The following is an 8,606-nucleotide window of genomic DNA, read 5'->3' as shown; positions in this document are numbered from 1 at the left end:
GGTGACACCGCCCCCGGCACCGCCCGCACCGCCCGCCCCTCCCACGGCCCCGGTACGTCTGACCAAGGTCACGCTCACCAAGGAGGCCCCGTCCGTCTCGCTGACCAAGCAGGGCGGCACCTCCGGTGTGATGCGGGTGAACCTCAACTGGCAGGTGCGCAAGCAGTTCTCGGGGTGGCAGGCCAAGCTGGGCCGGGCCGTCGCCATGCACGCGGACCTGGACCTCGACCTGTGCGCCCTGTACGAGCTCTCAGACGGGAGCAAGGGTGTCGTCCAGGCCCTGGGCAACGCCTTCGGAGCACTGCACCAGCCGCCGTTCATCCATCTCGACGGCGACGACCGCACCGGGGCCTCGACGAGCGGCGAGAACCTCAGCATCAACCTCGACCACACACGGAACTTCCGCCGCGTCCTCATCTTCGTGACCATCTACGAAGGGGCGCGTTCCTTCGCGGACCTGGACGCGACGGTGACCCTGCAGCCGCTGCACGGCGCGCCCGTCGACTTCTCGCTCGGCGAGTGCACGGTCCCCTCGACGGTGTGCGCGCTCGCCCTCATCACCAACACCGGCAGCGACCTCGTCGTCCAGCGCGAGGCCCGCTTCCTCGTCCCCGATCGCGGAGTGAGCCCGCAGCGCACCGTCGACTACGCGTACGGGTGGGGCATGAACTGGACACCCGGCAGGAAGTGAACGGCGGGAGCCGTCCGGGCCGGGCGCGACAGCTCAGGGCTGCTCGGGCGCCGCGTCGGGACGGGTATCGGGACGGGTATAGGTGCGGCCCTTCCAGGCCGCACCTCGCCCCCTGTAGTGCTGCACCGCGGAATCCACCGTCATGAGGAGGTACAGGAACGCGGTGACCGGGAGCGACGGGGCGATCCAGAGCGGCTGGCGGTAGTACCGGAGCATCGGCAGGTACGTCACGGTCATCAGCAGCCACGCGAGCCCGCCGGCCACCGCCGCACCGGCGTTGCCGAGCGCGAGGCCCACGCACAGCGCCACGGGCGGCACCAGGTACACCACGGCGAGACCGGCCACCGTCCCGGCCAGCACCAGCGGGTTGTGCCGCAGCTGGGCGTACGCGCTGCGCGAGACCATCCGCCATAGATCGTGCAGCCGCGGGTAGGGGCGCACGCTGTCGACGTGTTCCGCGAGCCCCAGCCAGATGTGCCCTCCGGAGCCCTTCACAGCCCTGGCCACCGCGACGTCGTCGATCACCGCGTGCCGGACGGCGTCCGGAATCCGCGCCCGCTCGGCTGCCTCGGTACGCAGCAGCACACAGCCGCCCGCCGCGGCCGCGGTCCGCGACCCCTTCACGGCGATCCACCGGAACGGATACAGCTGGGCGAAGAAGTACACGAACGCGGGCACCACGAGCCGCTCCCAGACGCTCTCCACCCGCAGCCGGGCCATCTGGGACACGAGATCGAAACCCCCGGCACGGGCCGCGGCCACCAACTCCCGCAGACTGTCCGGCGCGTGCGCGATGTCGGCGTCCGTCAGCAGCAGATATTCGGGTGCACGCGCGCGTGCCAGACCGATGCCGTGGCGTACGGCCCAGAGCTTGCCGGTCCAGCCCGCGGGCGGCTCTCCGGGCGAGGAGACGGTGAGCGGCAGCCCGCCGTGCCGCGCTGCCAGTTCACGGGCCAGCTCCCCGGTGCCGTCCGAACTGCCGTCGTCCACGAGGAAGATCTCGGCCCGCCCCGGATAGTCCTGCGCGAGGAGCGAGGGGAGGCTGTCGGGAAGCACGGCGGCCTCGTCCCGCGCGGGTACGACGACACAGACGGACGGCCAGCCGTCCGGCTCCCGTCGCGGCGGCAACCGCATGTCCGTACGCCAGAAGAAGCCCTGGCCCAGGAGCAGCCACAGCCAGGCGGCGAGAGATCCGACAGCGGTCCACGCAAGGGCGCTCACCCGTCGCAGTCTGCCCCACCCCGGCGGCCCGCCGAGGAGGGTCGTCTATGGTGACCGGGTGAAGATCGCGCTCATGGACTCCGGAATCGGACTGCTCGCGGCGGCCACCGCGGTACGCCGTCTGCGGCCCGACGCGGAGCTCGTTCTCTCCTCGGACCCCGGCAGCATGCCGTGGGGACCGCGCACACCCGAGGACGTGACGGCCCGGGCCCTCGCCGTCGCCGAGGCGGCCGCCGCGCACCGGCCCGACGCCCTGATCGTGGCCTGCAACACCGCCTCCGTGCGCGCCCTGCCCGCGTTGCGTGACCGGCTCGAGCCGGGAGTGCCCGTCATCGGCACGGTCCCGGCGATCAAGCCGGCCGCGGCGGGCGGCGGACCCTTCGCGATCTGGGCGACGCCCGCCACCACCGGCAGCCCCTACCAGCGGGGCCTCATCCGGGAGTTCGCCGACGGTGTGACCGTCACCGAGGTGCCCTGCCCCGGGCTTGCCGACGCCGTGGAGCACGCGGACCGGGCGGGCATCGACGCCGCCATCGCCGCGGCCGCGGCGCGTACCCCCGACGATGTAAGGGCCGTCGTCCTGGGCTGCACCCATTACGAACTGGTCGCCGAGCGGATCCGCGCGGCCGTGCAGCGGCCCGGTGTCGCCCCGCTCGTCCTGCACGGCTCCGCAGGCGCGGTGGCAGCCCAGGCGTTGCGCCGGATCGGCGAGCACCCGGCCCCGGAGGCGCCCGCGCACGGCAGCCTCACCGTGTTGCTCGGCGGGCGCGAGGGGACGCTGCCCGAGACCGCGTTGACGTACGACGAGGGCCGTCTGCTGCAGGCCATGAGCCCCGCCCGCTGAGCCTCCCGCCACGAAGCGGAAACTTCGCGTCCACCCGGAGCAGCAACAGCCCGCAACCTGGTGCCCGCACCGCGGAACCTGAGTACGCTCTCTGGCATGAGGGACCACCCCCACGGCGAACCGGGCGCTGCCGACGCCCCGCACCCCGAGGTGTGGCACGGCCGCGCCTCCAATCGTGTGCAGTGGCTGCTCGCGAGCGGTGGCGCCGCCTGTCTGGCGCTCGGTATCGAGCTGGCGGTCGACTCGACGTGGACGTCCGGTGTCGCCCCCCTCGTCATGTCCGTGGTCGGCTGCATCGCCGCCGGACTCCTGGTGCTCTTCGGCACCCTCGCGTTCGTGCATGTCGCCGTGAAGGTCGACAAGGACTGCCTGGAGGTGCGCTGCGGCCACATGGGCCTCCCGCGCCGCCGCATCCCGCTGTCGCACATCATCGGCGCCGACTTCGCACCCCGGGTGACGCCCCGGCAGTGGGGCGGCTGGGGCTACCGCTGGCGGCCCGAACAGGGGACCGCAGTGGTCGTCCGGCGCGGCGAGGGCCTGGTGCTCCGGCTCGGCGACGGCCATACGTTCACGATCACGGTGGACAACGCGGAGGCGGCCGTACGGGACATCCGTCGCCGACTGAAGGCGGCCGCCTCGGGTACGACCCGCTGACCGAGGAACAGATCCCGCGCAGCTGACTGCGGAAAGGGGTTCGGTTCCCCGCGGCCCTCACGGGGACAGCGGGTCCTCTTGGGCGCGTCCACCGGCCTTCATCGCGTTCTGCGGCACCTCTTCGAGCATGGGACGTGCCGTGGCGAGGCCCGCGAGCAGGCCCGCGCCGGCCGTCACCGTGGTGAAGCTCAGCGCGTTGCCGACCGCGGCGATCGCGGCCAGCGCCGTCAGGGCCGCACCCGCCGTGAGCACGACCGGTGTCGGGCGCGGCGACCGCCACAGGGCGTACAGGACCCAGCAGAACACCGCGGCCAGCAGCGCCACACCGACCACGCCCTGTTCGGCCGCCTGCTGGAAGGGCGCCGAGTGGGGCTTGCCGTCGGGCGGCAGCGTCTGCGTGACGGTCGGGCTCAGTTCGGAGAACCGGCCGGGCCCGACGCCCAGCCCCGGCTCACGGCCGGCCATGTCGAGCGCGTCCTGCCACAGCAGTACGCGGTGCTGGGTGAGCTGCCCTTCGAGAGACGTGGTGAGACCGTCCGGCAGCACGTTCTCGGCGACCGCCCAGGTCGCCCCGGTCACCAGGACCGCGGCCAGGGCGAGACCGCCGAGCCCCAGCCCGCGGTGTTGCATACGGTCGGCGGCCAGGGAGCACAGCAGCACCGCCAGACAGGCCGCGAAGCCCGACGTCGACCCCAGGACGGCCGCGGTCACCGCGATACCGGCCGCCAGCAGACGGAACACGAGCCGCAGTCCCGGCGGGCGGGCCGCCCAGGCCGCGCAGCACGCGGACCCCGCGGGGATGGCCAGCAGCGCGGCGGTGGCGCCGGTCTGCCCGAGCGGCGAGATCACCTGCGGCCCCTGGGTGGTGTGCGGGGAGGCCACCGCCAGACCCAGTCCGGCGAGCGCGCCCGCGCAGGGCGCTGCGACCGGCAGCAGCTCTCCGCAGATCCGCCCCGAGGCATAACCGGCGGCGAGGGCGAGCACCGCGAGGAGCACGCCTTCGGGGCGTCCGCCGTGTGCCGTGGCCGTGATCAGGGACCAGACCGCGCAGGCTCCCAGCACGACCACGCCCGTCGCGTCCGACGCGCTGCGTCTCTCGTGCGCCGACGCCGGACCGGCCGCCGACGCCATTCCTGTGGACCCCACCCCGTCGCCCCCCGACCTGTGAAGGGCCCCGACCGCCCGGCCGGCCACGGCCCGTACGTCAGAGGCTCCGGCACACCGTAACGGGTGATGCGCCGGTTTGTGGACGAGTTGCGCAGAAACGATGCAGCAGGTGGGAGGGGGAGTGTCCGGGCAGGTGACCAGGGCCGCGCTGTCGGCGTCGTGACCACCCGCCGTACACTCCGGGGGTGACCGTCACAGCAACCTCAGTAGACGAGCCGGAACAGCTCGAACCGCAGGCCCGGCCCGTTTCGCGCGTGGTCGGGCTGATGCGGCGGCTCGCTCCGGCCGCCACCGCGGCACTCTCCGGAGTGCTGCTCTACGTCAGCTTCCCGCCGCGCACGCTGTGGTGGCTGGCCCTGCCGGCCTTCGCGGTCTTCGGCTGGTTGCTGCGCGGCCGCACCTGGAAGGCGGGCCTCGGTCTCGGCTACCTCTTCGGTCTCGGCTTCCTGCTGCCCCTGCTCGTGTGGACCGGCGTGGAGGTCGGCCCCGGGCCGTGGATCGCGCTCGTCGTCATCGAGGCGGTCTTCGTCGCGCTCGTCGGCGCCGGTATCGCGACGGTGTCGAAGCTGCCCGGCTGGCCCCTGTGGGCCGCCGCCCTGTGGATCGCCGGCGAGGCGGCACGCGCGCGTGCCCCGTTCAACGGCTTCCCCTGGGGCAAGATCGCCTTCGGACAGGCGGACGGCGTCTTCCTGCCGCTCGCCGCGCTGGGCGGCACCCCTGTGCTCGGATTCGCGGTCGTCCTGTGCGGCTTCGGCCTGTACGAGATCGTCCGCCTGACCGTCGAGACGCGGCGGACCCGTGCCGTACGCCGCGGAGCCGCCGCCGTGGCCCTGCTCAGCTTCCTTCTCCCCGTGCTCGGCGCCTTCGCCGCGCGGCCCCTGGTCAGCGACAAGGCCCAGAACGGCACCGCGACCGTCGCCGTCATCCAGGGCAACGTGCCGCGCGCGGGCCTCGACTTCAACTCCCAGCGGCGCGCGGTCCTCGACTACCACGCCCGGGAGACCGAGCGCCTCGCCGCGCAGATCAAGGCGGGCAAGGTCGCTCAGCCCGACTTCGTGCTGTGGCCGGAGAACTCCTCCGACATCGACCCGTTCCGTAACCCCGACGCCTACGCCGTGATCGACAAGGCGGCCAAGGCGATCGGTGCGCCCATCTCGGTCGGCGGCGTCGTCGAGAAGAACGGCAAGCTCTACAACGAGCAGATCCTCTGGAACCCCCAGAAGGGGCCCGGCGCCACCTACGACAAGCGGCAGGTCCAGCCGTTCGGCGAGTACCTCCCCATGCGGTCGCTCATCGGAGCCATCAACGACAACTGGACCTCCATGGTCCGCCAGGACTTCAGCCGCGGCACCAAGCCGGGCGTGTTCACCATGGCGGGCACCCAGGTCGGCCTCGCGACCTGCTACGAGGCCGCCTTCGACTGGGCCGTGCGCGACACCGTCACCCACGGCGCGCAGATGATCTCCGTGCCGAGCAACAACGCCACGTTCGACCGCAGCGAGATGACCTACCAGCAGCTCGCGATGTCCCGGATCCGCGCCGTCGAGCACAGCCGCACCGTCACCGTCCCGGTGACCAGCGGCGTCAGCGCCGTGATCATGCCTGACGGCAAGATCACCCAGCGGACCGGCATGTTCGTGGCGGACTCCCTCGTCCAGAAGGTGCCGCTGCGTTCCTCCGAGACGCCCGCCACGCGGGTCGGAATCGCGCCGGAAATGCTCTTGGTGCTGATCGCGGCGGGCGGCCTCGGTTGGGCCGTGACGTCAGCGGTACGCGCACGACGCGCCGGTGACGCGTAGCAGTACGCCCGTAGTGCGCTGCTGGTACGCGTCCGGAATGCGTCGAGCCGGCGAAACCGGGCGGTTAGGGTCGGCCCATGGCTACTCCTGACTTCATTCGTACGATCCGGGCCACCGCCGGCCAACAACTGCTCTGGCTCCCCGGAGTCACCGCCGTCGTCTTCGACGACGAGGGCAGAGTGCTGCTGGGGCGCCGGGCCGACACCGGCAAGTGGGCTGTCATCGCGGGAATGTCGGACCCGGGGGAGCAGCCCGCGGTCTGCGCGGTGCGGGAGGTGTACGAGGAGACGGGCGTGCGGTGTGTCGCCGAGCGCGTCGTGCTCGTACAGGCCCTGAAGCCGACCACGTACCCGAACGGCGACATCTGTCAGTTCATGGACATCACCATCCGGTGCCGGGCCGTCGGCGGGGAGGCCCGCGTCAACGACGACGAGTCGCTGGAGGTGGGCTGGTTCGACGTGGACGCGCTGCCGGAGCTGACGGAGCACGGCCTGTTCCGGATCAAGCAGGCGCTGTCCGACGAGCCCACGTGGTTCGAACCCATGCCCTGAGCGCGAAGTGTGGGTTGCGGCCACATCGGTCGGGGCGTGGCCGCTGCCTAGGGTCGGGGCATGACCGCGCCCAGCGCCCTCGCAGGCCCCCACGCCCCGTCCCTCGACCTCGGCGGCCGTACCGCCCTCGTCACCGGCGCCGCGGGCGGCACCGGCCGCGCCTGCGCACTGCGGCTCGCCGCGGCCGGGGCCAAGGTGCGGGCGGTCGACCGGGACGCCGGGGGACTGGACACCCTCACCGAGCAGGCCCGCGGCCTCGCGGGCACGGTCGAACCGCACGTCCTCGACCTCACCGACCTGGATGCCGCGGAGTCCGCGGCGGCCGGCACCGACATCCTCGTCAACAACGCCGGGCTCCAACTGGTGCGCCCCATCGAGGAGTTCCCGCCCGACACCTTCCACACCGTGCTGACCGTGATGCTGGAGGCCCCGTTCCGGCTGATCCGCGGGGCACTCCCGCACATGTACGGGCAGGGCTGGGGCCGCATCGTCAATGTGTCGTCCGTCCACGGTCTCCGCGCCTCCGCCTTCAAGTCGGCGTACGTGGCGGCGAAACACGGTCTGGAGGGCCTCTCCAAGACCGCCGCCCTGGAGGGCGCCCCACACGGAGTCACCTCGAACTGTGTGAACCCCGCCTATGTGCGCACCCCACTGGTCGAGAAGCAGCTCGCCGACCAGGCCGCCGCCCACGGCATCCCCGAAGAGCGGGTGCTCGGCGAGATCCTGCTGCAGGACAGCGCGGTCAAGCGCCTCATCGAACCGGACGAGGTGGCCGAGGCCGTGGCGTACCTGTGCGGCCCGGCCGCGTCCTTCGTCACCGGGACCTCGCTGGTCCTCGACGGCGGCTGGACCGCGCACTGAGCACGAGTTGTCCACAGGGCTGGTCAGGCCGGCGGTGCGACGGGTAATCCTGGTGGACATGTCTCGCGATCAATTGCAGTCCGCCGAGCGCTCCGAGGCGAGCGCCGAGGCGCCGTTCCTGGAGCTGTTGGCCCGGGGCGCGTCCGCCGACGCCTACGAGCAGCCGGTGCTGCTCGCCCGCGCGGACGGGCTGCCGCCCGACCGCATCGCCGCTCTGGAGCGCGCCAAGCTCCTCGCACTGCGTGTGCGCTCGGAGATGGAGGGGCGCCGCAGACGCGAGGCCGAGCTGTCCGCGCTCTTCGAGACGGCCCACGACCTGGCGGGGCTGCGCGACCTCGACGCCGTGCTCCAGGCGATCGTGCAGCGCGCCCGCTCCCTGCTGGGCACGGACGTCGCGTACCTGAGCCTGAACGACCCGGCCGAGGGCGACACGTACATGCGGGTCACCGAGGGATCGGTCGCGGCGCGCTTCCAGCAGCTGCGGCTCGGCATGGGGGAGGGCCTCGGCGGACTCGTCGCCCAGACGGCCCGCCCCTATGTCACCGACGACTACTTCCGGGACGACCGCTTTCAGCACACCCCGACCATCGACGCGGGCGTGCGGGACGAGGGCCTGGTGGCGATCCTCGGCGTGCCGCTCATGCTCGGGCCGCACGTCATCGGTGTCCTGTTCGCCGCCGATCGCCGGGCGCGGGTCTTCGAGCGGGAACAGATCGCACTGCTCGGCTCGTTCGCCGCCCTCGCGGCCGCCGCCATCGACACGGCGAACCTGCTCACCGAGACCCGCGAGGCACTGGCGGACCTGGAGCGGGCCAACG

At 72.6% G+C, this 8,606-nt stretch carries 8 protein-coding genes and 1 pseudogene; 7 read left to right on the top strand and 2 right to left on the bottom strand.

The annotated features are described in order from the left end of the window. Positions 1-691, top strand: a pseudogene (locus O3Q52_RS43085) (Tellurium resistance); the annotation flags it as partial. Between the two features lie 33 nt (positions 692-724). Here the strand turns inward: O3Q52_RS43085 and O3Q52_RS43080 are convergent. Beyond that, positions 725-1,912, bottom strand: a complete 1,188-nt coding sequence (locus O3Q52_RS43080; protein WP_269653976.1) for a glycosyltransferase — start codon at positions 1,910-1,912, stop codon at positions 725-727. Between the two features lie 58 nt (positions 1,913-1,970). Between O3Q52_RS43080 and O3Q52_RS43075 the strand changes: the two genes are divergently transcribed. Together O3Q52_RS43075 and O3Q52_RS43070 are read left to right on the top strand one after the other, a co-directional pair. Next, positions 1,971-2,756 carry a glutamate racemase gene (locus O3Q52_RS43075; protein ID WP_269653975.1) on the top strand — a complete coding sequence of 262 codons (786 nt, stop codon included), beginning with the start codon at positions 1,971-1,973 and terminating at the stop codon, positions 2,754-2,756. A gap of 96 nt (positions 2,757-2,852) precedes the next feature. Then, complete coding sequence (locus tag O3Q52_RS43070; RefSeq protein WP_055610377.1) at positions 2,853-3,410, top strand: hypothetical protein; 558 nt, start codon at positions 2,853-2,855, stop codon at positions 3,408-3,410. A gap of 57 nt (positions 3,411-3,467) precedes the next feature. Here O3Q52_RS43070 and O3Q52_RS43065 read toward each other — a convergent pair whose 3' ends face one another. Next, positions 3,468-4,541, bottom strand: coding sequence for an O-antigen ligase (locus tag O3Q52_RS43065; protein ID WP_269653977.1), 1,074 nt, complete (start codon positions 4,539-4,541; stop codon positions 3,468-3,470). Between the two features lie 221 nt (positions 4,542-4,762). Here O3Q52_RS43065 and lnt point away from each other — a divergent pair, with 221 nt between their 5' ends. The 4 genes from lnt to O3Q52_RS43045 form a co-directional block, all read left to right on the top strand. Next, positions 4,763-6,376: an apolipoprotein N-acyltransferase gene (lnt, locus tag O3Q52_RS43060; protein ID WP_269653974.1), complete on the top strand. Its 1,614-nt coding sequence runs from the start codon at positions 4,763-4,765 to the stop codon at positions 6,374-6,376. Positions 6,377-6,453: 77 nt separating this feature from the next. Continuing rightward, the gene (locus O3Q52_RS43055; RefSeq protein ID WP_269653973.1) at positions 6,454-6,927 is read left to right on the top strand and encodes an NUDIX domain-containing protein; all 474 of its coding nucleotides are present in this window, start codon (positions 6,454-6,456) and stop codon (positions 6,925-6,927) included. A gap of 60 nt (positions 6,928-6,987) precedes the next feature. Next, the gene (locus tag O3Q52_RS43050; protein ID WP_269653972.1) at positions 6,988-7,788 is read left to right on the top strand and encodes a 3-hydroxybutyrate dehydrogenase; all 801 of its coding nucleotides are present in this window, start codon (positions 6,988-6,990) and stop codon (positions 7,786-7,788) included. Positions 7,789-7,846: 58 nt separating this feature from the next. Beyond that, a partial coding sequence (locus tag O3Q52_RS43045) for a GAF domain-containing protein (RefSeq protein ID WP_269653971.1) occupies positions 7,847-8,606 on the top strand: 760 nt, incomplete at its 3' end.

It is taken from the genome of Streptomyces sp. ActVer (assembly GCF_027270795.1).
Classification (GTDB): domain Bacteria; phylum Actinomycetota; class Actinomycetes; order Streptomycetales; family Streptomycetaceae; genus Streptomyces; species Streptomyces umbrinus_A.
The sequence above is the reverse complement of the archived record's forward strand: the minus strand, read 5'-3'. Positions and strand labels throughout refer to the sequence as shown.

Coding starts and splice junctions, on each gene's coding strand:
- O3Q52_RS43070 (WP_055610377.1), top strand. CDS start 2,853: ATGAGGGACCACCCCCACGGCGAACCGGGCGCTGCCGACGCCCCGCAC.
- O3Q52_RS43065 (WP_269653977.1), bottom strand. CDS start 4,541: ATGGCGTCGGCGGCCGGTCCGGCGTCGGCGCACGAGAGACGCAGCGCG.
- O3Q52_RS43055 (WP_269653973.1), top strand. CDS start 6,454: ATGGCTACTCCTGACTTCATTCGTACGATCCGGGCCACCGCCGGCCAA.
- O3Q52_RS43050 (WP_269653972.1), top strand. CDS start 6,988: ATGACCGCGCCCAGCGCCCTCGCAGGCCCCCACGCCCCGTCCCTCGAC.